19 protein-coding genes are annotated in these 26,261 nt (G+C 56.7%); 5 read left to right on the top strand and 14 right to left on the bottom strand.

From position 1 onward, the window contains the following. Positions 1-188: 188 nt before the first annotated feature. Both ACYAC5_RS01935 and ACYAC5_RS01930 read right to left on the bottom strand, forming a co-directional pair. Positions 189-398, bottom strand: a complete 210-nt coding sequence (locus tag ACYAC5_RS01935) for a YdgH/BhsA/McbA family protein (protein ID WP_192412651.1) — start codon at positions 396-398, stop codon at positions 189-191. A 268-nt stretch (positions 399-666) separates the two neighbouring features. Beyond that, on the bottom strand, positions 667-1,854 hold the full coding sequence (locus ACYAC5_RS01930) for an MFS transporter (RefSeq protein WP_101763035.1): 1,188 nt from the start codon (positions 1,852-1,854) through the stop codon (positions 667-669). A gap of 104 nt (positions 1,855-1,958) precedes the next feature. Between ACYAC5_RS01930 and ACYAC5_RS01925 the strand changes: the two genes are divergently transcribed. After that, on the top strand, positions 1,959-2,909 hold the full coding sequence (locus ACYAC5_RS01925; RefSeq protein WP_101763127.1) for an AraC family transcriptional regulator: 951 nt from the start codon (positions 1,959-1,961) through the stop codon (positions 2,907-2,909). Here the strand turns inward: ACYAC5_RS01925 and ACYAC5_RS01920 are convergent. The 7 genes from ACYAC5_RS01920 to gltP all read right to left on the bottom strand — a co-directional run bounded on the left by ACYAC5_RS01920 (position 2,906) and on the right by gltP (position 16,201). After that, a complete protein-coding gene (locus ACYAC5_RS01920) occupies positions 2,906-4,450 on the bottom strand; it encodes a methyl-accepting chemotaxis protein (RefSeq protein WP_462062323.1) in 1,545 nt (514 codons plus the stop codon). The two genes, ACYAC5_RS01925 and ACYAC5_RS01920, sit on opposite strands and share 4 nt — an antisense overlap. Before the next feature lie 502 nt (positions 4,451-4,952). Next, complete coding sequence (locus tag ACYAC5_RS01915) at positions 4,953-11,024, bottom strand: autotransporter outer membrane beta-barrel domain-containing protein (protein ID WP_462062322.1); 6,072 nt, start codon at positions 11,022-11,024, stop codon at positions 4,953-4,955. 491 nt (positions 11,025-11,515) lie between these two features. Then, positions 11,516-12,946 carry a PTS N-acetylmuramic acid transporter subunit IIBC gene (gene murP / locus ACYAC5_RS01910; RefSeq protein ID WP_462062321.1) on the bottom strand — a complete coding sequence of 477 codons (1,431 nt, stop codon included), beginning with the start codon at positions 12,944-12,946 and terminating at the stop codon, positions 11,516-11,518. Then, the gene (gene murQ, locus ACYAC5_RS01905; RefSeq protein WP_192412661.1) at positions 12,946-13,857 is read right to left on the bottom strand and encodes an N-acetylmuramic acid 6-phosphate etherase; all 912 of its coding nucleotides are present in this window, start codon (positions 13,855-13,857) and stop codon (positions 12,946-12,948) included. Before murQ ends, murP begins: the two co-directional genes overlap by 1 nt. A gap of 140 nt (positions 13,858-13,997) precedes the next feature. Further along, positions 13,998-14,402 (bottom strand): type II toxin-antitoxin system HicB family antitoxin, encoded by a 405-nt coding sequence (locus tag ACYAC5_RS01900; RefSeq protein WP_101763040.1) that lies wholly within the window; start codon positions 14,400-14,402, stop codon positions 13,998-14,000. A 112-nt stretch (positions 14,403-14,514) separates the two neighbouring features. Continuing rightward, a complete protein-coding gene (locus tag ACYAC5_RS01895) occupies positions 14,515-14,691 on the bottom strand; it encodes a type II toxin-antitoxin system HicA family toxin (RefSeq protein WP_222234556.1) in 177 nt (58 codons plus the stop codon). Positions 14,692-14,899: 208 nt separating this feature from the next. Continuing rightward, positions 14,900-16,201 carry a glutamate/aspartate:proton symporter GltP gene (gltP, locus tag ACYAC5_RS01890; protein ID WP_007888562.1) on the bottom strand — a complete coding sequence of 434 codons (1,302 nt, stop codon included), beginning with the start codon at positions 16,199-16,201 and terminating at the stop codon, positions 14,900-14,902. A gap of 581 nt (positions 16,202-16,782) precedes the next feature. Here gltP and acs point away from each other — a divergent pair. The 3 genes from acs (at position 16,783) to actP (ending at position 20,860) form a co-directional block, all read left to right on the top strand. Further along, complete coding sequence (acs, locus tag ACYAC5_RS01885; protein WP_462062318.1) at positions 16,783-18,738, top strand: acetate--CoA ligase; 1,956 nt, start codon at positions 16,783-16,785, stop codon at positions 18,736-18,738. 146 nt (positions 18,739-18,884) lie between these two features. Next, complete coding sequence (locus ACYAC5_RS01880) at positions 18,885-19,211, top strand: DUF485 domain-containing protein (RefSeq protein ID WP_008109989.1); 327 nt, start codon at positions 18,885-18,887, stop codon at positions 19,209-19,211. Continuing rightward, complete coding sequence (actP, locus tag ACYAC5_RS01875; RefSeq protein ID WP_462062317.1) at positions 19,208-20,860, top strand: cation/acetate symporter ActP; 1,653 nt, start codon at positions 19,208-19,210, stop codon at positions 20,858-20,860. Before ACYAC5_RS01880 ends, actP begins: the two co-directional genes overlap by 4 nt. A gap of 172 nt (positions 20,861-21,032) precedes the next feature. Here actP and ACYAC5_RS01870 read toward each other — a convergent pair whose 3' ends face one another. From ACYAC5_RS01870 to ACYAC5_RS01855, 4 genes are all read right to left on the bottom strand, one after another. Then, positions 21,033-21,578: a YfaZ family outer membrane protein gene (locus ACYAC5_RS01870; protein WP_008109987.1), complete on the bottom strand. Its 546-nt coding sequence runs from the start codon at positions 21,576-21,578 to the stop codon at positions 21,033-21,035. A 140-nt stretch (positions 21,579-21,718) separates the two neighbouring features. Then, positions 21,719-22,261, bottom strand: coding sequence for a YfaZ family outer membrane protein (locus ACYAC5_RS01865; protein WP_462062316.1), 543 nt, complete (start codon positions 22,259-22,261; stop codon positions 21,719-21,721). 84 nt (positions 22,262-22,345) lie between these two features. After that, positions 22,346-23,041: an LrgB family protein gene (locus tag ACYAC5_RS01860; protein ID WP_101763044.1), complete on the bottom strand. Its 696-nt coding sequence runs from the start codon at positions 23,039-23,041 to the stop codon at positions 22,346-22,348. Continuing rightward, complete coding sequence (locus tag ACYAC5_RS01855; RefSeq protein WP_462062315.1) at positions 23,034-23,456, bottom strand: CidA/LrgA family protein; 423 nt, start codon at positions 23,454-23,456, stop codon at positions 23,034-23,036. The genes ACYAC5_RS01860 and ACYAC5_RS01855 overlap by 8 nt, the downstream gene beginning before the upstream one ends. Positions 23,457-23,560: 104 nt before the next feature. On the opposite strand from ACYAC5_RS01855, the gene ACYAC5_RS01850 reads away from it, so the two are divergent. Next, positions 23,561-24,463, top strand: a complete 903-nt coding sequence (locus ACYAC5_RS01850; protein ID WP_101763046.1) for a LysR family transcriptional regulator — start codon at positions 23,561-23,563, stop codon at positions 24,461-24,463. A gap of 71 nt (positions 24,464-24,534) precedes the next feature. Here the strand turns inward: ACYAC5_RS01850 and ACYAC5_RS01845 are convergent, their stop codons facing one another. Beyond that, positions 24,535-26,184, bottom strand: a complete 1,650-nt coding sequence (locus ACYAC5_RS01845; RefSeq protein WP_101763047.1) for a Na+/H+ antiporter — start codon at positions 26,182-26,184, stop codon at positions 24,535-24,537. Positions 26,185-26,261: the final 77 nt, after the last annotated feature.

Genomic DNA, 26,261 nt, shown 5'->3' with positions numbered 1-26,261 from the left:
TGATGGCAGTGAAGTGAAAGCCCGACATTACAACCAATGTTAAAAAGACAGCCCGAGGCGAGCCGACGAAGGGTGCTACTTTTTGAGAATAGTAATCATTTCGAAGGGAAAGTGACAGGATTTTATCGGCTTACCAACGCCGCCAGGGCGCCCGAAGGCACCCTGTCAGCACAGAACGTTAATGCAACTTATTTGGTCAGTTCAGCAGTCATGTGCACGCCGTTGTTGAAGTTGGCTTCGGTCACTTTATACGAAGCACCAGCTTCATGCGCCTGAGCAGCGATTTGCGCTTCTGCTCCATCCAGCGTTGAAGCGGTTGCAGTGATGCTTTGCGCAAAGCTCGCGAATGGCAGAACGGTCAGAGCAACAACAGCAGCAAAAGTTTTGATGGTTTTCATGGTCAATTCCTTAATGTACGTTTGATTGAGTAAGGCGTCATCGCCTTGTTGAGAGATATAATAGGCGCAGAATTGATCAGTAAAAAGCGGAGAGATTTGCCGTTGTCATTCGAATATTTTGAACATAAAAAGCACGTTTGGGTTAACCTTTGTGCAAAGGGTTAAAAATCTGACATTTAATTAAAAGGCAGGATATATGGCTGTGATAGCCAGAACGCATAATGCTATCGCGGCGCGATTTATCGCGCCGCGACGGATGGCATAGGTGTTAACCGTGATGACGAACGCGGGTGAAGATGGTGATGGCCGCCAGCAGCATCAGCACGCCGCTGGCGAGGAACACGCCGCCGGCGCCTTGCAAATCAAACATCCAGCCGCCGGCTGCGGCACCGGCGGTGATCGCCAGCTGAATGGTGGCGACCAGCAAACCGCCGCCTGATTCCGCATCGTCCGGCACCGCGCGGGAGATCCACGTTGACCACCCGGTTGGCATCGAACCAAACGCCAGGCCCCACAGCGCCACGCCCGCCGCGACCAGCCACGACACCTCGCCGAAACTCACCAGCAGCAGCGCGGTCACGCTCATCACCAGCGCCATCGCGGTTAACGTCAGCGATACGCTACGCGTCACCAGATATCCCGCCAGCGAAGTACCGAAGAAGTTCGCCACGCCAAACGCCAGCAGCACCAGCGACAGCTGATTGACGTTCAGCTGCGCGCTGCCTTCGAGGAACGGACGCAGATAAGTAAAGAAGGCGAAGTGGCCGGTAAACATCATAATCACCGCCAGCATGCCCCAGCGCATCACGCTTTTACGCAGCAGATCCAGCACGCCACCGCTGCGCGCTTTATTAATCGGCGGCATCGCGGGCAAGGTGAAGAACTGCCACAGCAGCGCCAGCACGCCTAATGCAGCGGTCAGAATGAAGATGTTACGCCAGCCAATAATGCCGCCCAGATAGCTGCCGAGCGGCGCAGCAATAATGGTCGCCAGCGAAATACCGCTAAACACGATGGATAGCGCGCGCGGCACCTGATCGCTCGGCACCAGACGCATGGTAATCGCGGTCGAGAGCGTCCAGAAGCCGCCAATCGCCACGCCCAGCAGCACGCGGGCCAGCAGAATCATTGGCAGATTCTCGGCAAAGGCCACCAGCAGCGCGGAGGCAATCAGCAGCAGCGTAAAGGCCAGCATCACCACGCGACGATCAAGTTGGCGCGTAACGTTGCCAATCACCAGGCTGGTGAGCAGCGCCACCAGCGCAGTCACGGTCACGGTTTGTCCCGCCTGCCCTTCGCTGATGCGTAGCGTGTCGGCAATCGGCGTCAGCAAGCTTACCGGCAGAAATTCTGCGGTAATCAGGCCGAACACGCCAAAGGCCATGGCAAACACCGCGCCCCACGCCGGTTTATCCACGTCTAACGGTGTTTCGACTATTTCAGTATCCAGGCTCATCTGTGATCCCCATCACAAAATATTTAGCGTTAAGCATAGTGACTGTTCATCAGACGATCTATGATGCAGAAACTTTGTTTTTTGATTATTCGTCTGGGATTGGTATGAGCCGCTATGAAGATCTGACCAGTGAATTGCTGATGGGCATGCGCCTGTACGGCGTCAAATACCAGCGTATCGCGCTGCACGCGCCTTTTGGCCTGCAATATGACGACGCGCCTGGTCGCGCGCAGCTGCATTTTGTTGGGCGCGGATCGTTACTGATTCGCTCGGCGTCAGGCGTGATCTATCCGCTGCAGGCCGGCGATGCGCTGCTGATCCCGCACGGCAAACCGCACGCGCTGATCTCCAGCGAAGAGGCCGTTTGCGAACCCATTTCGACGTTTAATAGCCGCCCGATTTGCGCCAGCGTCTGTGCCATCGACGACAGCACCGAACTTTGCCCGGATAACAGCGATGTGATTCTGTTCAGCGCCTGCATGGCGTTTGAACTGGGCGGCATGCAGCCGCTGGTGCACACCATGCCAGATGTGATGCTGGTGAGTACGCTGCTGGCGCAGTACCCGGAAATTCAGCCGATTCTCGATGCGATGGAGCGCGAAACGCGGCAGCGCAAAGCCGGTTTCGCCGGGATTTTGTCGCGGCTGGCGGATGTGGTGGCGGCGCAAATTGTGCGGGGCTGGGTGGAGAACGGCTGCGGCAAAGGCAGCGGCCTGGTGCAGGCGCTGCGCGATCCGCGTCTCAGCCTGGCGATGGCGGCGATGCATCGCGCACCCGGCGAAAATTGGACGGTGGAGCGGCTGGCGCGCGAATCCGGCAGTTCACGCTCGGTGTTTGCCGCGCGCTTCCAGACGGCAACCGGCATGACGCCGCTGCGCTATCTTACCGAGCTGCGCATGCGGCTGGCGGTGGAACGTATCGTGAACGAGGGCGAAGCGGTGGAAAGCGTTGCCTTCCACCTCGGTTACGGTTCGCTGGCGGCGTTTAGCCGCGCCTTCAAACGCATTGTTGGCACGCCACCCGGCGCACTGCGCGCCGAACGCGACATGCGTTAACGGAACACGCTGATCGCTTCCACCAGACGATTGGCCTGATGCTTCATGCGACCGGACGCTTCGGCGCTTTCCGCCACGCGCGCGGCATTTTGATGGGTGATTTCGTCGAGATCTTCCACCGCCGTGCTGACCTGCGTCAGCGCGATGGCCTGCTCGGCGGTCGCGCCGCTGATTTGCGCGATCAGCGCAGTGACATTCTGCACCTGATCGACAATCTCCTGCATGGTGTGCCCAGCGGCATCGGCGTGGTCGCTGCCCGATTGCACGCGGCTGGCGCTGGTTTCCACCAGATGTTTGATTTCGCTGGCGGCTTTGGCGCTGCGTTGCGCGAGATTGCGCACTTCACCGGCCACCACCGCAAAGCCTTTGCCCTGCTCACCGGCGCGCGCGGCTTCCACTGCGGCGTTAAGCGCCAGAATATTTGTCTGGAAAGCGATACCGTCAATCACGCTGGTGATGTTGGCGATGCGCTTCGAGCTGTCGGCGATCTCCGCCATCATGCCCACCATCTCCTGCATCACTTCGCCGCCTTTGATCGCCGCATGACTGGTGTTTTCCGACAGCCCATTGACCTCTTTAGCGGTATCAGTGTTGCTCTTCACCGTGGCGGTCATTTCGTTCATGGTGGCGGCGGTTTGCTGCACGTTAGCCGCTGCTTGTTCGGTGCGGCGGCTCAATTCGTCGTTGCTGCGCGCGATGGCATCGCTGGCGCTCAGCACGTTGATCGCCTGGCCGCTGACATCATCCACCAGCCAGCGGAACATCAGCCCAAGCTGACCGATGGCGCGCAGCGTCACGCCAATCTCATCAACGCGATCGATCTGCTCCACTTTATGGCTGGCGCCGGTCGCCACGCTCAATGCCTGACGGCACATGCGCTCCATCGGACGTGAAATTTGCTGCTCCAGCCACAGACTCGCCAGCAGTAAAAGGCCCGCCATGCCGCCGGCAAAGCAGCCAACGGCAAGAGGTGCAAGGCCCAGCAGCCAGACGCCAATCACCGAGAGCGGCAGCAGCGTTAATAAGGTTGAGCGGATGCGCCAGCGCAGCGGCAGAGTTTTCAGGATCGATCCCAGGCGACGCCAGCCGGTGCCGACCATCAAGCCTTTATGGAAGCGGCGTCCTTTGACGCGCCCTTCGCGGAAGTCGCGGTACAGCGCTTCGGTCTGGCGAACCTCCTCCACCGACGGCTTGGTGCGCACCGACATAAAACCCTGCACCTTGCCTTCACGCACTACCGGAATGGCGTTGGCGCGCACCCAATAGTGATCGCCATTTTTACGCCGGTTTTTCACCAGCGCCGTCCACGGCTCGCCCTGTTTGAGGGTCGCCCACATATCGGCAAAGGCTTCCGGCGGCATATCCGGGTGGCGCACCATGTTGTGTGGCTGGCCATTCACCTCTTCTGGACTGAAGCCACTGACTTCAATAAAGGCGTCGTTGGCATAGGTGATGTAGCTGTTGAGATCGGTAGTCGACATCAATGTGGCGTCATCGTCAAAAGCGAATTCACGCTGAGTGACGGGCTGGTTGTTACGCATGTGTGTGTCCTTGCAATACGCAGGCGAAAAGAAGCAATCGATAATACTTTTTTATCTTTTCGGCATCGTACGGCTTGAGCTTTAGCACCAGTTTCAAATTCAGGCCAATAAAAAAGCCGCTTTGCAGCGGCTTTCACACTTTTTCACTTAGCTCATCGATTAACCGGGTTTTACAGTAAACCAAATCAATCTTTTATTAAAAACCCAGTTAGCAGACCTGCAGCGCAAAGGGCGCAGGGAAATGGGATTTCCCAAAGCCATTTGTGTTGCAGGAAGGCGGCAAGCTCGCTCATTCCCGGGAGCAGAGTGAACTCTGTGACCGGGGTGAGCGAGCGCAGCCAACGCACCTGCAGCGCAAAAGGCGCAGGTAGATGGGATTTCCCAAAGCCATTTGTGTCGCAGGAAGGCGGCAAGCTCGCTCATCCCCGGGAGCAGAGTGAACTCTGTGACCGGGGTGAGCGAGCGCAGCCAACGCACCTGCAGCGCAAAGGGCGCAGGGAAATCAGAATTGCCAGCGAACCCCCACGTTATACCGCCACCCTTTAGCACCATTGCCAGCGATCTCTTTGCGATAATCCGCTTCCGCATACAATGAAACATCCTTCTGCAAGGTTGCAGTGCCGCCTGCGCCCAGTTCCCACATTTGACCAAATTTTCCGCTGCTGAAGGTTGCGCCAAATGCCGGATTATCCACCGATGACACCGAGGTATCTGCGCTGCCGCCCCAACCTTTGTAGTAGTTCGCGCGCAGATAAGGGGTGTATTGACGATTGCTGTCGTCGGTCCAGGTACGATCGAGGCGCGCGCCGAGACGACCAATAGTTTGGTTATAGTCGCCGTAACGCACTTTATTGCCGTCTTTATCGGTGAAATCATTCATATTCAGCTTCATGTACATTAGCTGCGCCTGCGGCTCAAGTTTGTAGCCATCGCCCAACGCAAACGGATAGCCGCTCTCCAGCGATGCCGTCCAGCCGTGGCCTTTCAGCTTCGCAACTTCTTGCGTGCGGGCGATATCGGTTTCGCCGCGATGCCAGTCAAATGACAACACACCGTCCAGATAGAAGCCGCTCTGACGCTGCCAGGTGCCGTAAAACGCCAGGCTGTCGCTGTCGAAAGTGGTGCTGCTGTAACCGTCGGCCGCATGCGGACGAATGCGCGTATTACCGCGCGTATAGGCTAAACCGCCGCGCAGGCTATCCTGCTCGCCATCGAGTCGCAGCAGATTGCCGCCCACCTGCACCGCACTGTAATCAAGGTCAAAGTCATAACCGAAGTCACGGAAACTCTTATCGCTCTTGTACTTCAGGTTTGAGCCGATATAGCGCAGGAACATCTCGCCGCCGTTGCCTTGCGGCCGTGTCTGCTCGTGGCGCAGTTCACCAAGACGTTTATGCAGATCGTCGATAATCGCCGAGGTGTAATAGGCCAGGCCAACCGGTGCCGACACATAAGATGGCACCTGCGGCACCACCGCCGGACGCGAATCGTAGCTTTGCGGCGTGCCAAAGGCATCGGTGACGAAGGTCGGCTGACAGTTAGCGCTATCCTCACACACGTAGTAGTTCGCCAGACGGTAATCCCAATAGTTATTGCCGCTGCCGCTGACTAAACGCTGGCTGGGATCGCTGCTGCCCGGTGCAAAGGTGTAGAGCCGATATTGCCACGGCCCGGCACCGAGATAGCCATCCTTCAACGCGAAGCTGTTGGCGCTGGCATTACCGCCTACCTGCGCCAGCGAGATCCCTTCGTTGCCCTCTACCCCTCCATTTTGATTGAGATCGGTGAGTGCGCCGGTGCTGGCATCCGCCAGTTTCACATTCACCAGCGTGGTACCGCTGGCATTGCCGGTGACGTTAATGTGGTCGGTGAGCTGATTGCTTAGCGCACCACCCTGGTTGAGGTTAGTGACCAGATTGAGCTGGCCGCCGCTCGACGCCAGCGAGCCAGCAATATCCAGCGTGTTGCCTGGCGAACCCGCGCCGTTAGTGAGATCCAGCGTACCGGCGTTGTTCACCACCAGGGAATCGGCGGTACCGCCGGATAGCGTCGGATGCACGTTATCGCCGGCATACAGCGTGGAATCCGCATCGACATTGATGGTGCTGTGCGCCAGCTGCAGGTTATCGGTTAGTGTCCATTGGGTATTGGCGAAGTTGATGGTGCTCCAGCCGCTGCCAAGATTAACGCCTTTGCTGAGATCGTCGGCGCTGAAGCTGCCGCCGCGCGCGCCAATCTGATTGAAGGTCAAGGTGTTGCCGGTGCCATTACCGCTGGTGAGATGGTAGGTGGTGCCGAGATCGACCTTGCTCACTTCAGCCGTGTTGTTGTTGTCGTTGCCCATGGTCAGGCTGCCGTTGAGCGTTCCGCCCGTCCAGCGGAACCGATCCGATCCGCCGCCCGGATTGATATCGCCCTGCACCGCGCCTTCGGTCAGCAGAATTTCGTCATCGGCGTTGCTGCCCGCTACCGCCACGGTTTGTGGGTTGGCGGTGATGATGTTGCCAAGGTTCTCGAAGATGGTTTTACCGCCGCGCAGATCCACCACCGGCGCCGTCAGGCTGTTGGAGGTGAAGTTGCCGGTATTGACGATGGTGCCCGCCGTGCTGGAGACCAGCGCCGATCCGCCCGCCGCATTGTCGATATTGACGTTGGCAGCGGTGGTGACATTGCCGGTGGTATTGGCGCGGATACCGGTGCCGCCTGCGCCGGTAACATTAAATTGATAGCCCGACCCCAACGTCAGATCGCCGCGGGTGGTGGAACCATCGGCATTGGCGATATTCAGGCCGCTGCCGCTGCCGGAGACGTTGGTGGTCACCGTCGAAGCCGGATCAAATGGCACGGCGGTGCGAATCCCGTTGCCGTCGCCGACGTTAATGGTGAGATTGCTCAGACCAACGTTGCTCAGTTCGGCGCGGTTTTCGATGCCGTTGCCGCTGCCCAGCACGTTCACCGTAGCGTCGCTGGCGCTGAGTGCGGTCGCACCGCTGTCCAGCAGGATGCCGTGCGCGTTGCCGCGCGTGGTAATCACCGTGTTGCTGCCGGTAAGCGCCAGCTGCGCGCCGTCGCTGATGCGCACGCCCGCGATACCGTTATCGACATTGATGGTGCCGCCTTTCGCCAGCGTGCTGCCGCTGCCGGAGACATCCAGCCCGGTGCCGTTGGCTACATTGACCACGCCGTTGTTGGTCAGCGTGCTGCCGGCGCGCGAACGGATCCCAATATTGTTGCTGCCGGTGAGGTTCACATTGCCGTTGTTGACCAGCTCTGCGCCGTTAGTGACATCAAAACCCATCGCGCCATTGCCCGCGCCGCTCACATTGCCGTTGCTGGTAACGCGGGTGGCCGCTGACGTGCCATCCAGCGCGTTGCTCAAATCGGTACGCAGATTATTAATCAGCACGCCGACCGCGTTGCTGCCGCTGAGGTTGATGCTGCTGCCGCTATCGAGCGTGGCGTTCGCACCGCCCTCAGCACGGATCGCCGTGCTGCCCTGGCCGCTGGCGGTGAAGTTGGCGTTGCTGCTATTCAGGCTGCTGCCGCTGCCGGAGATAATCGCGCCGGTGCTGCTGCTGGCGCTGGCGGTGAGGGTGGTCGGCGTGGTGAAACTCAGCGCCGCGCCGTCATCAATGCGATAGCCGGTTGAGCCGCTGCTGTTGATATTTAACGCGTTGGTGGCGGAGCTGATGCGCGATCCGCTGCCCGCCGCGTGATAAGCAATTTGGTCACTGTTGTTGAATACCGGCGCTGAACCGGCGGCGATATTCACCAGCGCACCGTTGAGCGCTTCCGCCCCAATCGCGCCGGTGCCGTTGAGATTCAGCGTGCCAGCGTTCAGGTTGGCTACCGCGCGATTGCCGCTGGCGCTGACGCCTCGGCTGCGGTTAGTGGTGCTGCCGCCATTAACATTGATGGTGCCGGTGTTATTGGCGGTGGTGGCAAAGGTGCTGCTGCCGCTGTTCACCGCGATGCCGGTGCCGCCATCGTTGATGTTGATATTGCCGCTGTTGGTGCCGGTCGCACCGCTCTCGACGCGAATGCCGGTGGCGTTGGCGCCGCTGAAGGTGATATCGCCGCTGTTGGTCAACTGCGCGCGATTGCGGGCCAGATAACCGGTCAAGCCACTCTGTGACGCATTCAATGACGCCGCAGAGTTCAGGCGGGTGCTGGTCACCGGCGAGCCGCTGTTTCTGCCAAAGATATCGTGTTTTTGTCCGTCAACGATCGCGCCAATTGCGTTGCTACCGGTGAGATTCATGGTGGTTGCGGCATCAATACTACCCGTTGCGCCCCCTTCCACCGTAATGCCATTGGCACCGCTGCCGCTGACGTTGATCACCGCCGCATCGCTGCTCACTTCGGTGCCTGCGCCGCTGCCGAGTACGGCGGTAGAACCGGCACCCGACGCGGTGAGCGACAAGGCGTTACCGTTGAAGTCTGCGCCCTGCTCAACACGAAACAGCGTGGAGTTCTGCGTGGTGACATCAAACGGATTGTTGCCCAGCACGTTAATCAGCGCATTGGGGCCGTAGGCAAAGAAGGCGATCTGATTGGTACCGTTAGAAAAGGTCGGCACGGCAGCCGGATCCACGGTCACTGTGGAATTGCCGCGCGCATGCACGCCGATCGCGCCATTGCCGCTGAGATTGATCGGGCCATCAACGGTGGCCTGCGCCGTGCCGGTTGCACCTTGCCCTTCCACCCACACGCCATAGTTGCGCGTGCCGCTGGCCGGATCGGCGCCGCCTGCCACGTTGATGGTGCCGGTTGAGGTGGCGCTGGCGGTGTTGCCATTGGTCGCCAGCACTTTCAGGCCGGTGCCGTTCACGCCATTCAGGTTAATGGTACCCGCGTTATTGATGTTGCCGGCACTGTTGGTCACCAGCATGCCGACGTTTTCACGCGGAATGGTGGCAGCCGCACCGTTCACATTGATGGTGCCGGTGTTGATCATGGTGGCGTTATTCGCGCCGGTCGCCGACATCCCCGCCGCATTTTGCGTTCTCGTGCCGAGGGTAATGCTGCCGTTGTTAACCGCGTTGCCGTTGGCGACCAGGGCGATACCGCTGGTCAACCCGCTTTGGTTCATCGCGGTATCCGCCGTCGCCTCACCCAGGCTGTTTTGCGGTCCGCGACCAATGTAGATATTGCCGCTGGCGTTATTGGTGAAGCTGGAAGTGGCGTCGGTCAGTAACACGCCAGACGCGGTACCGCGCGCGCTCGAACCGTTGACGCCGACGTTGATATTGCCGCTGTTATTGGCGGTGGAGGACACGCCAAGATTGATGCCCGCCACGCCATACTGTGAATTGCTGCCGGTGGTGGCGAGGTTGAGGATGCCGTTGTTGTTAAAGGTGCTACCGGTTTGCACGGCTACGCCATTGGCACCGTAGCCGGTCGAGCCAATGCCGGTACCATCCTGACGATTGAGGAAGCCGCCGTTAATTACCCCATTATTGGTTCCACTGCTGTTATCGGTTAACACCAGCGCCGTGCCGTTATTGGTGATGCTGCCGCGACTCGCCAGTTTGCCATCAATCACCGCTTGCGCGCCGTTGGAGGCTTTGATCGCACCGCCCGTCGCGCCCACCACTTCCAGCGTTTTACCCGCCGCCAGATTGACCCTCGCGTCCGCGCCATTGGCATTGATCACAATGCGATTGCCGATCGCCTGCGTCACCTCGTCTGGCGGCGTGGCGCTAACGTTGTAGACGATGTTGGCATTGGTGAAGGTGACAGCTTTATTGAACTCAGGCAGATAACGGGTTTTATCAAGATTGCCCGCCTGCAGCTGACCGATCAGCCAGTTGTTGTAGCTTTGCAGCTGGCTGGCGTTGGTGACGGTAAAGCTGGTGCTTTTGCCATCCAGCGTCTGCACGCTGAATGCGCCGTTATAGGTGGCGAGGTTTTGCACCTGATAGCTGCTGGTGGCCGATCCCGCGCCGTCCGGCGTGGCGGTGGCACCGAAAAAGCTGATGCGGTTATTACTGTTCCAGTTCACCGTGCCAGTGCCGCTCACATCAAATAGCTGTGTCTGCTTGGCGGCCATGGTCCAGCTGTTGGTGCTGGCGCTGCTGAGCGCATTCGCCTGGCCGATATTCACATCCAGCGTGCCGCCGGTGACATCCGCAATGCGCGCATCGATGTACTGCGCATCATTGACGTTCTGCACATCCGGCACGCTGGTGGCGCTGGTGACGGGCGCTAAGGCGACAAGACTGGCGGAGTTATATACCTGGAATGTGCTGTTGGTGCCGGTTGCGGGATCGGGCGTGGTGATCGCAAAGTTTTGCGGGCCGGGATCCAGGCGATCCTGATTGAGATACTGCGATCCCGAGGTGATCGCCACTTGCCCGAGCGTGGTGGTGACCGCGCCATCCGTTCCTGCCGTGAATGCCTGATTGCCGGTCAGACTTTCATTGCCGCTGCTGACGGTAATTTTACCGGTTTGGTTGTCATTATTTTCTGGTGTGTAAGTCCCCAACGTAACAGCCTGACTTTGCATCGCTGGATAGATCAGCAATTGCGCCGCCAACATCCCTAATGCGATAGGATTTAATGTAAACCTCATACTTCCTCCAGTGGGCGTGCAGCGTCCGCGCTGTTATTGCAACAGCGTTAAATTCTTCGCGTGGGGATAAAGCGGCAGATAATGACCAATCCCGTGTAGCAATCTAATTTGAGAACAACTGTGTGAAGAAATACGGTGCAGTGAAAAAAGGGATGGAATTGTTGTTATAGATTAATTGGCTTTAGGTATAGACTTTTTCGCTGGTGAGTGCAAAAGACAATTATGAGTAACCTATTGTCATCTCGGGGAATTAATTGCGATGCAGGTTGGATATTCTAAATAATTTGAGGCCATTTTAAATATTAGGTCTGGCTTTCTATCTCCTTAATAAAACCTTTATTTTTTGCTAACGCTTTACTTACAAACGGTACTTAAGCAGTGAATGTGGCTGTGACGGGTTAAGCGACTTGAGAGAGTTTAAAAAGCGTGATCGTGATCACGGTTAGACCAGGTCACGCTTTATGCCGACCTGGTCGATATCCGTACTTCACTTAACTTAAATCCACATTGCGGGTGCCGCCCCACCAGGTAAAGACGAACCCGCCAATCCACGCCACGATCAGCCCAGCGAGATACACCGCCATGCCGGCAAAAATGCCCTGCGATGAGGTCATTAGCGGCAATGTGACTAATCCTGAAGGGCCAAACACGGTGTTCATTCCCACTGGCAATCCCAGCCATGCCACCAGCCCGATAAAGAAGCCGCCCAGCGCACCGCCAAAACAGGCGGTGATAAAGGGTTTCAGACGCGGCAGCGTGACGCCATAAATCAGTGGTTCGCCGACACCGAGCAAGCCCGGCACAATGGCGCCTTTGATCTGTTTACGCAGCAGTGAGTCTTTATCCGCTTTGCACCATAACGCCAGTGACGCGCCGACCTGCCCGGCGCCGGCCATCGCCAGAATTGGGAAGAGCGAGTTAAAGCCCTGGGTTTCCATTAGCGCGAAATAGACCGGAATAAAGCCTTGATGAATGCCAAACATCACCGCGATCAAAAACAGTCCGGCCAGAATAGCGCAACCAAACGGATTGTTATTTAGATGAATGAACAACCACGACATGCCTTTAAATAATTCGCCGCCGATTGGCATAATCACCAGGAAAGTCACCGCGCCGGTAATTAATAACGTCAGCAACGATGTCAGGATCATATCGAGATTATCGGGAATGATTTTTCGCAGCTGTTTCTCAACCCAGGCACCAAATATTGCCGCCAGCAGCACGCCAATAATATTGCCGCGCGGATCGATCACCATGCCGAAGAAATCCTGCATCCCGCTGTAATAACCGACCTTCGCGTCAGGGATATAACCGAGCACAAACAGCGAGGCGATAATGGCCCCGTTGACGCCGGTACCGCCAAAGGCTTTCTGCGCGTTATAGCCAATCAAAATACTCAGGAAGGTGAACAACCCTTTGCCAAACACCTTCATGTACGCCACGGTATCCAGCAGCCAGCGTGCATGATCGCCAGGCTGATTAAGGTGGAAGATCTGCTCAATCAGCGTGGCGAAACCCAGCAGCAAGCCGGCACCGATAAAACCGGGGATCAGCGGCGTAAAGATGGTGGCGAAGCAGGAGAGAAAACGGTGCAATGCGCTGGTCTGCTTTGCCTTCATCTGCTGCTTTTGCGCGCTGGCGATGGCCTGCAGATCGCCCGGCGCCTGTTGATTAAGCAGTGCCTGCATTTTCTCTGCTGCAGTTTGCGCTTTACCGGGACCGAGCACGATCTGCAGCTGCGCATCGCTGTCGATCACGCCCAGCACGCCCGGCAGCGTTTTGAGTGTGGCGCTATCCACTCGCGCGGCATCGTTGAGTGTCAGACGCAGGCGCGTCATGCAGTTGCCGCACTGCACCACATTATTGGCGCCGCCCACCGCCAGCAAAATGTCGCGCACCAGATCCTCAGTAATGGCCGCCATTATTGCGCTCCTGCGTCACGCAAAGCGTTGCGAATGAAGCCCTGATTCTGACTCAGCAGCGATTTCGCTTCATCGGCCGCTAATCCCGCCAGCACCATGACAATCGCGGTTTTACAGTGCCCACTACACGCCGCCAACGCCTGCTGCGCGGTAGCATCGTCACAGTCGGTAGCTTGTTTGACGATGTTCACCTGGCGCTGCACCAGCTTCTGGTTGGTGGCTTCCACATCGACCATCAGATTGCCGTACACCTTGCCGCTGCGAATCATCGCGCCGGTGGTGAGCATATTCAGCACCAGCTTCTGCGCCGTGCCGGCTTTCATGCGCGAAGAACCGGTGACCACTTCCGGGCCCACCACCGGGGTCAACGCCACATCCGCGGCCTGCGACATTGGGCTGTTAGGATTACAGGTTAACGCTGCGGTAAATGCGCCTTGCTGACGCGCATACGCCAGCGCGCCCAATACATAGGGCGTGCGGCCGCTGGCGGCAATCCCGACCAGCACATCGTTAGCGTTGAAATTGATATCACGCAGATCCTGCGCGCCCTGCTCCACGTTGTCTTCGGCGTTTTCCACCGCCTGCAAAATCGCGGTGTGGCCGCCGGCAATTAGCCCAACCACCTGGCTGCGCGGCGTGCCGAAGGTCGGCGGACATTCGCTGGCATCCAGAATCCCCAGACGACCCGACGTGCCTGCGCCGCAATAGATCAGGCGACCGCCTTTGCTGAAGGCGTGGGTGATGGCATCCACCACCTGCGCAATCTGCGGCACAATGACTTCCACCGCCAGCGCCACTTTTTTGTCTTCATCATTGATCACCCGCAGCATCGCTTCGGTGGTCAGCTCATCAATGTTGTGGCTGGCGGGATTACGACCTTCGGTGATCATCTGGCTCAGATCGATCTGCATGAGACACTCCTATGTGAGAATAATTTATTCGTAAAACTATATATCACACAGAATTGTTAATTCCTCTGCTGCGCGGGATTTTTTTGCTTTTTGCCGCAGCGGACATAAAAAAACCCGCCGAAGCGGGTCGTTTTCGTGGTTCAGGCGTTTGCCAATTCTTTGCGCGCTAACGCGGCCAAAAAACCGCTTCTGGAACCATATTCACGATGGTGATCGACATAGCTATCAATTTTAGTTAACAGATTCTGCGGCAAGGTGATGTTGAGCTTTACTGCTTTGCCTTCATAGCGACTGAGATCGATATCGACAAAGGCCCAATAACCACCCTGACAATTTTCATCCTCAATATGCGTTTCAATGTTCGTTGCCACCGGCACCTCGTAACCCGCATCAGTCGACGACTCAACATGCGAATCAATCGCAGCAGAAGCATCGGTTAATGCATCATCCACTGTCTCGCCAGCAAAAAAACATCCAACAACGTCCGGTACAAAGCCAGAATAGGTGTTGCTTTCTGTCTTATGAAGATAAACGGGGAATCTCATGTTGAGCCCTCACTTGAAAATGATTTTAAAAAGACTTTTAGAAGATATGAAAGCATCACAATACCCGCTGACATTGCCACTTTTACAAATCGGGGGCCAGGCCCCCGTGAAATTAGTCCATTAACTTAATTAGCTTACGTACTGTTCCAGTTGCCAGGTCTTTCTCAGGATGAGGAAGCGAAATATGGTAGGGCTTGTCCCTTCTTACGAATACATGATGGCTTCCCTTAACACGATCTAATACCCAACCTCGCTCAAGCAACATCCTGATCAGCTCCCTGCTGCTCAATACAACCTCCTGATGTCTCCAGCCTAATAAATATACCCACTATAACCACCGAAGAAAAGTTTTGGTGGTTATAGTGGGTATGGATTTAAGCAATGGTTTGAGGCAAAGGGTTATAAGACTTGTCTGTAGCAGGCATAAAAAAACCCGCCGAAGCGGGTTTCTGTGCGTAGTGGTCGCCATGAATGTCGCCCCCTACGGCGCAGGTGCGTTAGCTGGCGCTTTGCGTGCGCAGCTGTTGCTCGTAGGCGGCGGCTTGTTTGGTGTCGAACTGGTCTTCCCAGCGCGCAATCACCAGCACCGCCAGCGCGTTACCGATCACGTTCAACGCGGTACGCGCCATGTCCATGATGCGATCGACACCAGCGATAAATGCCAGGCCTTCCAGCGGAATGCCCACGCTGCCCAGCGTTGCCAGCAGCACCACGAAGGAGACGCCCGGCACGCCAGCGATGCCTTTCGAGGTCACCATCAGCGTCAGCACCAGAATAATCTCGTCAGTCAGCGACAGATCAATGCCATACAGCTGGGCGATAAAGATCGCCGCGATGCTCTGATACAGCGTTGAACCGTCGAGGTTGAACGAGTAACCGGTCGGCACCACGAAGCTGGTGATGGCTTTCGGCGCACCGTAGGCTTCCATCTTCTGCATAATGCGCGGCAGCACGGTTTCTGAGCTGGAGGTGGAATAGGCAAGAATCAGCTCGTCTTTGAGAATGCGCATTAGCGTGGTAATGCGCAGCTTACAGAAGCGCGCCACCGTGCCGAGCACCACGAAAGCAAAGAACAGAATCGCCACGTACACCAGCAGCACCAGCTTGGCGAGCGGATAGAGCGACGCAAAACCGAAGTTCGCAATGGTGACCGCAATCAGCGCAAACACGCCGACTGGCGCATAACGCATGATCATGTGCGTCACTTTAAACATGGTTTCGGAAATCGAACGGAATACCGTGACCAGCGGATCGCGATGTTCCGATGGCAGCGCCGATAAGCCCATACCAAACAGCACCGAGAAGAAGATAATCGGCAGCATGTCGCCCTTCACCAGCGAGGCGAAGATGTTCTGTGGGATCAGCGACAGAATGGTGGTGACCAGACCGTGCGGTGCACCCTGAACCGCTTCGGTGGTGGCTTCGTATTTAGAGATGTCCACCGTTGCCAGCGTTGACATATCAATGCCGCTGCCGGGTTGGAATACGTTGGCCAGCGTGATGCCGACCACAATGGCAAGGGTGGTGATCACTTCAAAATAGATAATGGTTTTAACACCAATACGTCCGAGCTTTTTCGCATCACCCACGCCAGCAATGCCGACAATCAGTGAGGAGATAACAATCGGTACCACAATCATCTTGATAAGATGAATAAAGATGTCACCCGCGGGCGTCAGAATGTTAGTGATTAACCATTCACGATCGTCGGGCTGATTATGCAGCACGGTTCCCACAATCACGCCCAGAATCAGCGCGACTAAAATCTGCCATGCAAGGGTGAACTTAAAACCTTTCATAACGCGTTATTTCCTCAGTTAAAAACCCCTTTGCTCTGCTGCGAAGGTGCAGGAGAAATGTCACACAGGGAAGTGAGCAAAAGCCCGATAAAATAGAGGGTTATTTATGACTACGTCGGTTACAGCTGTGCAGGCATTTTGCGCCTGCGGGGTGATGCAGTCTGAGTTGATACCTGCTGAACAGGGCCGAGATAAGTACCATTTTCACTACGGTAAATGCAACCCCCGGCGTGATAGCGCAAATCTTATTCAGGTTAGTAGCATAAAATGCTGACGAAGGTTAACGGCCATAACTCGCTGTTATGAAAAGTGTTAATTCGATAAGTTTCAGCATAGCTATGCAATATTGCGCAAAAAGCGGCCCGGCGCGTTTGCTGATTATTTGCACAACAGAGGCAGCGATCTCGTAGGCTTAAGGCAGAAGATCGCGCTGCTGGCGCGGCGTTTTTGCCCGCCGTTCGCCGGGGATTTGGCAGTGATAAAAGGTCGTGATCCAGACTACAAAACAGAAACAAAGCCCTGTCGTGGTCTTCAATTAACCATTGATTGACATATGATTAACATCTTCAAGGAGGTCAGCCATGAGCCAAATACACAAGCATCCCGTACCCGCTGCCATTGCAGCGAATGCTCTCATTAATGCCGATCAGTATGCGGCGCTGTATCAACAATCGGTTGACGATCCCGACACCTTTTGGGGTGAGCAAGGCAAAATCCTCGACTGGATTAAGCCTTACAGCAAAGTGAAAAATACCTCCTTTGCCCCCGGCAATATTTCGATTCGCTGGTATGAAGATGGCGCACTGAACCTCGCCGCGAACTGTCTCGATCGCCATCTCGCCACGCGTGGCGACCATCCCGCCATCATCTGGGAAGGCGACGACGCCAGCGAAAGCAAAACCATTACCTTCCGCGAACTGCATGCGGACGTCTGCCGCTTTGCCAATGTGCTCGACAGCCTGGGCGTGAAGAAAGGCGACGTGGTGGCGATTTACATGCCGATGGTGCCTGAAGCCGCCGTTGCGATGCTGGCCTGTGCGCGCATTGGCGCGGTGCATTCGGTGATCTTCGGTGGCTTCTCACCGGAAGCCGTCGCCGGGCGCGTGGTCGATTCCAACGCCAAACTGATCATTACCGCCGATGAAGGCGTACGCGCCGGACGCAGTATCCCGCTGAAGAAAAACGTTGATGATGCCCTGAACAATCCAAACGTCACCACGGTGAAAAATGTGGTGGTGTTTAAGCGCACCGGTAAAGATACCGGCTGGCGTGAAGGCCGCGATCTGTGGTGGCACGATTTAGTGGCGAAGGCCAGCGATCAGCATGAACCGGTCGCCGTCGATGCCGAACATCCGCTGTTTATCCTTTATACCTCCGGTTCCACCGGCAAGCCGAAAGGCGTGCTGCACACTACCGGCGGTTATCTGGTGTATGCCGCCAGCACCTTTAAGTATGTGTTTGATTATCATCCTGATGATGTTTACTGGTGCACGGCTGATGTTGGCTGGATCACCGGCCACAGCTATCTGATTTACGGTCCGCTGGCGTGCGGCGCGACCACGCTGATGTTTGAAGGCGTGCCGAACTGGCCGAAGCCGAGCCGCATGGCGGAAGTGGTGGATAAACATAAGGTCACGCTGCTGTATACCGCGCCAACCGCGATTCGCGCGCTGATGGCCGAAGGCGATAAAGCGATTGAAGGCACCGATCGCAGTAGCCTGCGCATCATGGGTTCGGTGGGTGAACCGATCAACCCGGAAGCCTGGGAGTGGTATTACAAGAAGATTGGCGACAGCCGTTGCCCGATCGTCGATACCTGGTGGCAAACCGAAACCGGCGGCTTCATGATCACGCCGCTGCCGGGCGCGACCGAACTGAAAGCCGGTTCCGCTACTAAACCGTTCTTCGGTGTGCAGCCAGCGCTGGTGGATAACGAAGGCAATCCGCTCGAGGGTGCCACCGAAGGAAACCTGGTGATTGTCGATTCCTGGCCAGGCCAGGCGCGTACGCTGTATGGCGATCACGATCGTTTCGAACAGACCTACTTCTCCACCTTCAAAAATCGCTACTTCAGCGGTGACGGCGCGCGCCGTGATGAAGAGGGTTATTACTGGATCACCGGCCGCGTCGATGACGTGCTGAACGTCTCCGGCCACCGTCTCGGCACCGCCGAGATTGAATCGGCACTGGTGTCGCATCCGAAGATTGCCGAAGCGGCGGTGGTTGGCATTCCGCACAGCATTAAAGGCCAGGCAATCTATGCGTATATCACGCTTAACCACGGCGAAGAGCCGTCGCCAGAGCTGTATACCGAAGTGCGTAACTGGGTGCGTAAAGAGATTGGCCCGATTGCCACACCGGATGTGCTGCACTGGACCGACTCGCTGCCAAAAACCCGCTCCGGCAAGATTATGCGTCGCATTCTGCGCAAAATCGCTACGGGCGATACCAGCAATCTCGGCGATACCTCTACGCTGGCCGATCCGGGCGTGGTAGATAAATTGCTCGAGGAGAAACAGTCCATCACCATGCCGTAACCGGCTTCTGTTGTAGGGGCGACCATTTGGCCGCCCTTATATGCCACGTATTTCTGAGTTCGCACAACTTATAAAACTAGAATATTCAGCCAGTTAAATCACTTTATCGTGAGATATCTGTCTGCCTTGCCTCTGGAGAACATGTGATGAACGAAACCCCTGAACAGGAAGCAGTCTGGCAACAAGTCGAGAATAATCCGCGCTTTCATGAACTGGTGCACAAGCGCCAGGCGTTTGCGCTGCTGCTCAGCGTGATCATGCTGGTGCTCTATATCGGCTTTATTCTGCTGATCGCTTTTGCGCCCGCCTGGCTCGGTACGCCGCTGCACGCGGGCACTAACGTTACGCGCGGCATTCCGATTGGTGTCGGTTTAATTGTGATGTCATTCGTGCTGACCGGCGTCTACGTGTGGCGCGCCAACGGCGAGTTTGATCGTCTGACCAAACAGATCCTGAGCGAGGTGAAATCATGAAGCGCCTGCTTTCGATATTTTTAGCCATCGTGCCCGCCAGCGTGTTTGCCGCCGATGCCATTACCGGCGCGGTGCAACGGCAAGCCACCAACTATGAAGCCATCATTATGTTCGTGGTGTTTGTCGCGGCGACGCTCGGCATCACCTATTGGGCCTCGAAACGCACCCGCTCGCGCAGTGATTACTACACCGCAGGCGGCAATATCACCGGTTTCCAGAATGGCCTTGCCATCGCCGGTGACTTTATGTCCGCCGCCTCTTTCCTCGGTATTTCTGCGCTGGTTTACACCTCGGGTTACGACGGGCTGATCTACTCGCTCGGCTTCCTCGTCGGCTGGCCGATGATCCTGTTTTTGATCGCCGAACGTCTGCGTAACCTTGGGCGCTACACCTTCGCCGATGTCGCCTCCTATCGCCTCGCGCAGAAACCGATTCGCACGCTGTCAGCCTGCGGCTCGCTGGTGGTGGTGGCGCTGTATCTGATTGCGCAGATGGTGGGTGCCGGTAAGCTGATCCAGCTGCTGTTCGGCCTTGATTACCATATCGCGGTAGTGATGGTCGGGATTCTGATGGTGCTGTACGTGCTGTTCGGCGGCATGCTGGCGACCACCTGGGTGCAGATCATCAAAGCGGTGCTGCTGCTATTTGGTGCCAGCTTTATGGCGATTATGGTGATGAAAGCCACCGGCTTCAGCTTCAATACGCTGTTCACCGAAGCGATGGCGGTGCACCCGAAAGGCGCGGCGATTATGCAGCCGGGCGGGCTGGTGAAAGATCCCATCTCGGCGTTGTCATTGGGTCTCGGCTTGATGTTCGGTACCGCCGGTTTGCCGCATATTCTGATGCGCTTCTTCACCGTGGCCGATGCGCGTGAAGCACGTAAAAGCGTGTTCTGGGCCACCGGCTTTATGGGCTATTTCTACTTCCTGACCTTTATTATTGGCTTCGGCGCGATTTTGCTGGTGGGATCGAATCCAGCCTTTAAAGACGCCAGCGGCGCGCTGCTCGGCGGCACCAACATGGCAGCGGTGCATCTGGCGAACGCGGTCGGCGGCAGCCTGTTCCTCGGCTTTATCTCGGCCGTGGCCTTCGCCACCATTCTGGCGGTGGTGGCAGGTCTGACGCTGGCGGGGGCTTCTGCAGTTTCACACGATCTCTATGCCAGCGTGATCCGTGAAGGTAAAGCGACGGAACGCGATGAACTGCGCATCTCGAAGATCACCGTGCTGGTGTTAGGTGTGGTGGCGATTGCGCTGGGGATTCTGTTTGAGAAACAGAACATTGCCTTTATGGTCGGTTTGGCGTTCTCGATTGCTGCCAGCTGTAACTTCCCGATTATTCTGCTGTCGATGTACTGGTCAAAACTGACCACGCGCGGCGCGATGGTGGGCGGTTGGCTGGGACTCGTTACTGCGGTACTGCTGATGATCCTTGGCCCGACGATTTGGGTGCAGGTGCTCGGGCATGAGAAACCGATCTATCCGTATGAGTATCCGGCGCTGTTCTCAATGCTGGCGGCATTTATCGGTATCTGGCTGTTCTCAATTACCGACCATTCTGCACGCGGTGCCCAGGAACGTGCCCGCTTCCGTGGGCAGTTTATTCGCTCACAGACGGGGATTGGGATTTCGCAGGGGAAATCGCATTAAGTCCGTGCTGGCTTTCCCTCACCCTAACCCTCTCCCATAAATGGGAGAGGGAACCGATCGGCGCGTTTTCTCCTTCTCCCGCTTGCGGGAGAAGGCCGGGATGAGGGACAGACCGCACCCAAACAAAAATGGCGACCCATTGGGCCGCCATTTTTCATTCTAATTTAAACAATTAGAAACGCAGTGATGCGCCAACATACGGGCCATCGACCAGTACGTTATCTTTGCGGCTACCTTTGTTGTTCAGCTCAATGTACTGATAACCCACACGCAGGTTCAGCAGCGAAATCGGCGTGAAGCTCAGGCCACCTGAGGCTTCCTGGTAGCTATCCAGACGATCGGAGAACGCTTCTGGCGCATAGTAATATTCGCCGTACAGGCCCCACATGCTGTTGAAGCTGTATTGCGCTGCGCCACCGACTGCCACGGTGAAGCCATCACGACCATCTTCCGGATGGGTGAACAGCGCTTTCGCAGTAGGCGCAATGCGGAAATCACCCACGTCGATGTTATAGCCGAGGCCCGCACCGTAGGTGCTGCCATCGTGATCGCTGCGCAGCCAGTTGCCTTTCAGGAACAGGCCCGGTGAAGTGGTGCCGAGGCCAAGGTTCAGGTTGGTGCTATGCTCACCCACGTCAACACTGCCCTCAATTGCCTGCGCGCCGCTGCTCAGCAGTGCCAGACCCAAAACGCTTCCAGTAACAAGTTGCTTTAACATGTGATTCCACTCCATGAAGAACAATTAATTCGGCGGCAAGGGTACCAGCCTGGCGACGAGAGACAACATTATTTGGAAAGCTTTACGTAAAAATGGATTACGGCGGGGAAAAAAGTGGCCCTAAAAGGCCACTTTTCAGATTAGAAGCGCCAGGCTGCGCCGATAAAAAGACCATCAATCGCACGATGGGTTTTATATTCGTGCAAGCCACTGCCGAGATAGCGGTAACCGGAACTCAGCGTTAACCAGTGGGCCGGTTGGTAGTAAACTCCGGCCTCAAACTGATGCAGATGATCGAGCTTATAGGTGCTGAAGTTAGGCGCCATGCTGAAATCGAGATAGAGCCAGGTATGGCGCGCTTGTGGCAGTGGAGCCATCGCGCGTATACCCGCATTCACACCGTAGCTGGACGTTTTATCATGGTTCAATTCAGCCCAGAACAAACCGATGCGCGGCACAATGCGCATTGCGCCTACAGCCACGCCGTAACCCAGATTGGCGTCCAGCAATTCTGACTGATGTTTGGCATTCACATATTCCACGCCATATTGCAGGCCTGGCGCGCTTTTTTGGCTGTTGATGGCGGCCGCAAAGAAATCACTGCCCCCCTTCACGCCGATTTCCTGAGCAGTTACCCCAGCGGAGGCCAACAGGAGCCCCATTGCAAAATACTGACTTTTCATTTTTCGCTTCCTTATCGTTTAAGCGGGCAAACAATAAGCAAAGCGATCGGGCTGCTGTATGAGCAATGACTCAAAACCAGCGGATTACGATACCCACAGTAAGTGGCTTAACAGCGGCGCGAGAATGACGGTGACGACGCCAGACAGCATCATCACCAGGCTCGACACCACGCCTTCCTGCTGGCCGAGTTGATACGCGCGCGCGGTGCCTGCGCCATGTGATGCAGCACCAAAACCGGCGCCTTTAGCCACGCCCTGCTTGATGGCAAGACGCAGAAACAGCACGTCGCCCACCGCCATACCAAACACGCCGGTGATCACCACAAACAGCGCCACCAGATCCGGCTGGCCGCCGATCGGCTGCGCGGCTGCCAGCGCAAACGGCGTGGTGATTGAGCGTACCGCCAGGCTGCGCTGAATGGTTTCCGGTAACGTCAGCCAGCGCGCCAGCCACACCGAACTGCATACTGCCACCAGCGTGGCCGTCAGCACGCCCACGCTCAGCGACAGCCAGTGACGCTTGATGATCTCAAGGTTCTCATACACCGGCACGGCAAATGCCAGCGTCGCCGGGCCAAGCAGCCAAATCAGCCAGTGGCTTTCAGCGATGTAATTTTTCCAGCTGACGTGAGTGAGCAGCAACAGCGCCACCAGCACCAGCGGCGTCAATACCAGCGGCATCAACAGCAGCGTGCGCCAGCGGCGATAAAGAATTTTGTTGAGGTAGTAGACCAGCAGCGTGAACGCCAGACACAGCAGACTAATCAGCAGATCATTCATGATGCGCCTGCTTGCGTGCGGCGCGCGCCAGTTCGAAGCGATATAAACGATCAACCACCAGTGACGTCGAAGCCAGCACCAGCAAGGTACTGACGCCGATCACCACGCAGATGCGCCAGCCTTCACTGCGCAGCAAATCGCTGTAGTTCACTATCGCCACCACCGCTGGAATAAAGAACAGCAGCATTTCTGCCAGCAGCCAGTTGGCGCCAGCTTTCACCCAGCGCAGCGGCACGATGCGCGTCATGATCAACACCAGCAGCAGCACCATGCCCACTACGTTGGCGGGCAGCGGCAGATGCAGCCAGCTCACCAGCCTGTCGCTGAAAATAAACAAACCGACATACAGCACCAGCTGCAGCGGAACAAAGGTACGTTGCAGGAGATCCGTTCTGCGCGGACTTAATGCCATCATTGCTTGTTACCTGGATGAAAAATTGAGGTGCCCAGTATAAATCCGCCGCAAACTGTGAAAGAAATGAATTAAAATTATTCAAACTATGCCAAAAAGGAATGTTTATGGATGTGCGCGCCCTGCGCTACTTCACTGAGGTGGTGCGCCAGCAGAGCTTCACCCGCGCCGCTGAGAAGCTGTTCGTGACGCAGCCGACCATCAGCAAAATGCTGCGCCAGCTGGAAGAGGAGCTCGGCTGCACCTTACTGCTGCGCGAGGGCCGCAAACTGCATTTAACGGATAGCGGTCAGGCGGTTTACCAGCGCGGACTGGTGATTCTGCAAGAGTTCCACCAGCTTGAAGCGCAGTTGGGCGATATCAACCAGCTGAAAACCGGCGAGCTGCGGCTGGGTATTCCGCCGATGGTCGGCATGCAGATGGCCGGATCGATCTCCGCCTTTCGCCGCCGTTATCCCGGCGTACAGCTGAAAATATCCGAGTTCGGCGGACTGACGGCGCAGCAAGCGGTGCTGAGTGGCGCGCTGGATATCGCCCTCACCGCGCTGCCGATCGAATCCGAACTGCCGCTCAATACGCTGGAGCTGATGCACCATCCGCTGTGCGTGCTGCTGCCGCGCAGTGAACAATGGCGCGATCACCGTAAAGTCGGTTTGGCAGAGTTAGCTGAACATCCGCTGCTGATCCTCAATGAAGAGTTCGCCTTGAATCGCCAGATTCGTAAAGCGTTTCAACGCCAGAACCTGACGCCAACTATTGCGCTGCGCAGCGCGCAGTGGGATTTTCTCGCCGCGATGGTGCAGGCGGGTATGGGACTGGCGATTCTGCCGGAGCCCATTTGTCAGCGGCTGGATAAGCAGTCGCTGCTGTGGCTGCCGCTGGAATCGGAACTGCAGTGGAGTTTGGGGTTGATTTGGCGGGAAGGCAGTTATCTGTCGCGCAGCGCCGAGGCGTGGATTGCGTGCTGCCGTGAACACTGGCCGGATAGTGCGCCGCGGCTGTCGGTGTGAAAACAACCGCAGCACATTGGCGTAGCGGCGCAATGTTTTGCGCCGCTACCGATGAACAATATGGCTTACTGCTATTCCTCTTTCTCAATCAGCAACGCTTCCAACAGATCAAGATCGTGCAGCAGTTTCTGCATTGTCTCGTTGGAGATCTCCTGTGTGGCGCGCAGATGATAGACCTCGGCGCGTTCGGCACGCAGCGCATTGAGGCGGAAACGACGCTCGAGATTTTCGGCAAATTGCGCCTGCTCAATATCGTTTTTCCCCTCCGCGCGACGACGCAGGTTACCAATCACGCGCAGGCTGACCTCTTTCAGCAGCTCAGGATCGATGTTCTCTTCGGTGTCGCTCTCAAGACGCTGCTCCATTTTATGCAGGCTCTCAATCGCCACACCCGCCATCGCGGCACGCGCAAACTGAATCTCACGACGATGGCCGACCTTGTCGATGCTTTCCACGTCGCGCAGCAGAATCGGCAGCAGCACCACGCCAACCAGCAGCGACACCAGAATCACGCCGGTAGCGATGAAAACCAACTCATAGCGCGCCGGGAACGGATCGCCGTTGCTCAGGAACAGCGGAATCGACAGCACACCGGCCAAGGTAATGGCACCGCGCACGCCGGCAAAAGAGGCAATCAGCAATTCACGCAGTGAGTAATTGGTAAACTCCAGCGGCTTCTTCTTCAGCAGACGCATGCTGGTGCGCTTCATGATCCACAACCACCCGAAACGCACCACCATCAGCGCGGCGTACACCAACAGAACGTCGGTAAACAGCATCCACAGTTCGACGTTAGGATCGGCTTGCGCCTGCGCAATTGAGGTGGAAAGGATGTCGGGCAGCTGCAGGCCGAGCATCAGGAACACCATGCCGTTGAACACGAACTCCAGCATCTGCCACACGCTGTTCGCGCGCAAACGCATCGCCAGCGGTGCCTGGCGGATAATGCCGGAACGCGTAATGGTCATACCGGCGGCGACGGCGGCGAGAATGCCCGACACGCCAAGGTGTTCCGCAATCAGGTACGAGGCGAACGGTAACAGCAGCAGCAGCACGGTTTGTGTTGCCGGGTCATCCCCGCTCCAGCGGCTCAGCAGACGCAGCGAGCGGCCATACAGCCAGCATATCGCCACACCAGCGACCAAACCGCCGACCGCCACTTTGAGAAACTCAACGCTGGCGCCGCCCCACGTAAACACCATGGTGCCCATCGCCACCGCGACGGCAAACTTCAGCGATACCAGGCCCGACGCGTCGTTCATCAGGGCTTCGCCCTGCACAATCGACATAATTTTTTTCGGGATGCGTCCTTCACCAACAATGCCGGACAGCGCCACGGCATCGGTTGGCGAAAGCACCGCCGCCAGCGCGAAGGCGGGAATCAGCGGAATCCCTGGCACCAGCCAGTAGATCAGGTAGCCAATCCCGACAACCGTGATCAGCACCAGAACCAGCGCCAGCCCCATGATTTCGCGACCGTGATGCAGGAACTCGTTTATCGGCGTTTTCCAGCCATCCGCAAACAGCAGCGGCGGAATGAACAGCACGAGGAACAGTTCCGGATCAAAATCGACATGCAGGCCGAAGACGGGAAATGCGAGCAGTGCACCGGCGGCAATTTGCACCAGCGGCAGGGGAATTTGAAACGGCAGAATACGTGCCGCCACGCTGGAGAGTGAAACCACCAGCGTCATGATGAGAATAGTAAAGAAGATTTCCATGCTTTCCTTAGGCGAATCAATTTCATTAAAGCGATGTTGTTGCGTGGGAAAGTGTAAAACAAAACGCCGCACAGCGG

It is taken from the genome of Pantoea sp. y20, from assembly GCF_054903455.1.
The sequence above is the reverse complement of the archived record's forward strand: the minus strand, read 5'-3'. Positions and strand labels throughout refer to the sequence as shown.

What these genes read in the sequence shown, in the direction of transcription:
- actP (WP_462062317.1), top strand. Translation starts at nt 19,208, where the DNA reads ATGAAGCGCCTGCTTTCGATATTTTTAGCCATCGTGCCCGCCAGCGTG.
- ACYAC5_RS01870 (WP_008109987.1), bottom strand. Translation starts at nt 21,578, where the DNA reads ATGTTAAAGCAACTTGTTACTGGAAGCGTTTTGGGTCTGGCACTGCTG.
- ACYAC5_RS01880 (WP_008109989.1), top strand. Translation starts at nt 18,885, where the DNA reads ATGAACGAAACCCCTGAACAGGAAGCAGTCTGGCAACAAGTCGAGAAT.
- ACYAC5_RS01850 (WP_101763046.1), top strand. Translation starts at nt 23,561, where the DNA reads ATGGATGTGCGCGCCCTGCGCTACTTCACTGAGGTGGTGCGCCAGCAG.
- ACYAC5_RS01920 (WP_462062323.1), bottom strand. Translation starts at nt 4,450, where the DNA reads ATGCGTAACAACCAGCCCGTCACTCAGCGTGAATTCGCTTTTGACGAT.
- murP (WP_462062321.1), bottom strand. Translation starts at nt 12,946, where the DNA reads ATGGCGGCCATTACTGAGGATCTGGTGCGCGACATTTTGCTGGCGGTG.
- ACYAC5_RS01915 (WP_462062322.1), bottom strand. Translation starts at nt 11,024, where the DNA reads ATGAGGTTTACATTAAATCCTATCGCATTAGGGATGTTGGCGGCGCAA.
- ACYAC5_RS01855 (WP_462062315.1), bottom strand. Translation starts at nt 23,456, where the DNA reads ATGATGGCATTAAGTCCGCGCAGAACGGATCTCCTGCAACGTACCTTT.
- gltP (WP_007888562.1), bottom strand. Translation starts at nt 16,201, where the DNA reads ATGAAAGGTTTTAAGTTCACCCTTGCATGGCAGATTTTAGTCGCGCTG.
- murQ (WP_192412661.1), bottom strand. Translation starts at nt 13,857, where the DNA reads ATGCAGATCGATCTGAGCCAGATGATCACCGAAGGTCGTAATCCCGCC.
- ACYAC5_RS01925 (WP_101763127.1), top strand. Translation starts at nt 1,959, where the DNA reads ATGAGCCGCTATGAAGATCTGACCAGTGAATTGCTGATGGGCATGCGC.
- ACYAC5_RS01845 (WP_101763047.1), bottom strand. Translation starts at nt 26,184, where the DNA reads ATGGAAATCTTCTTTACTATTCTCATCATGACGCTGGTGGTTTCACTC.
- ACYAC5_RS01935 (WP_192412651.1), bottom strand. Translation starts at nt 398, where the DNA reads ATGAAAACCATCAAAACTTTTGCTGCTGTTGTTGCTCTGACCGTTCTG.
- ACYAC5_RS01900 (WP_101763040.1), bottom strand. Translation starts at nt 14,402, where the DNA reads ATGAGATTCCCCGTTTATCTTCATAAGACAGAAAGCAACACCTATTCT.
- ACYAC5_RS01930 (WP_101763035.1), bottom strand. Translation starts at nt 1,854, where the DNA reads ATGAGCCTGGATACTGAAATAGTCGAAACACCGTTAGACGTGGATAAA.
- ACYAC5_RS01865 (WP_462062316.1), bottom strand. Translation starts at nt 22,261, where the DNA reads ATGAAAAGTCAGTATTTTGCAATGGGGCTCCTGTTGGCCTCCGCTGGG.
- acs (WP_462062318.1), top strand. Translation starts at nt 16,783, where the DNA reads ATGAGCCAAATACACAAGCATCCCGTACCCGCTGCCATTGCAGCGAAT.
- ACYAC5_RS01860 (WP_101763044.1), bottom strand. Translation starts at nt 23,041, where the DNA reads ATGAATGATCTGCTGATTAGTCTGCTGTGTCTGGCGTTCACGCTGCTG.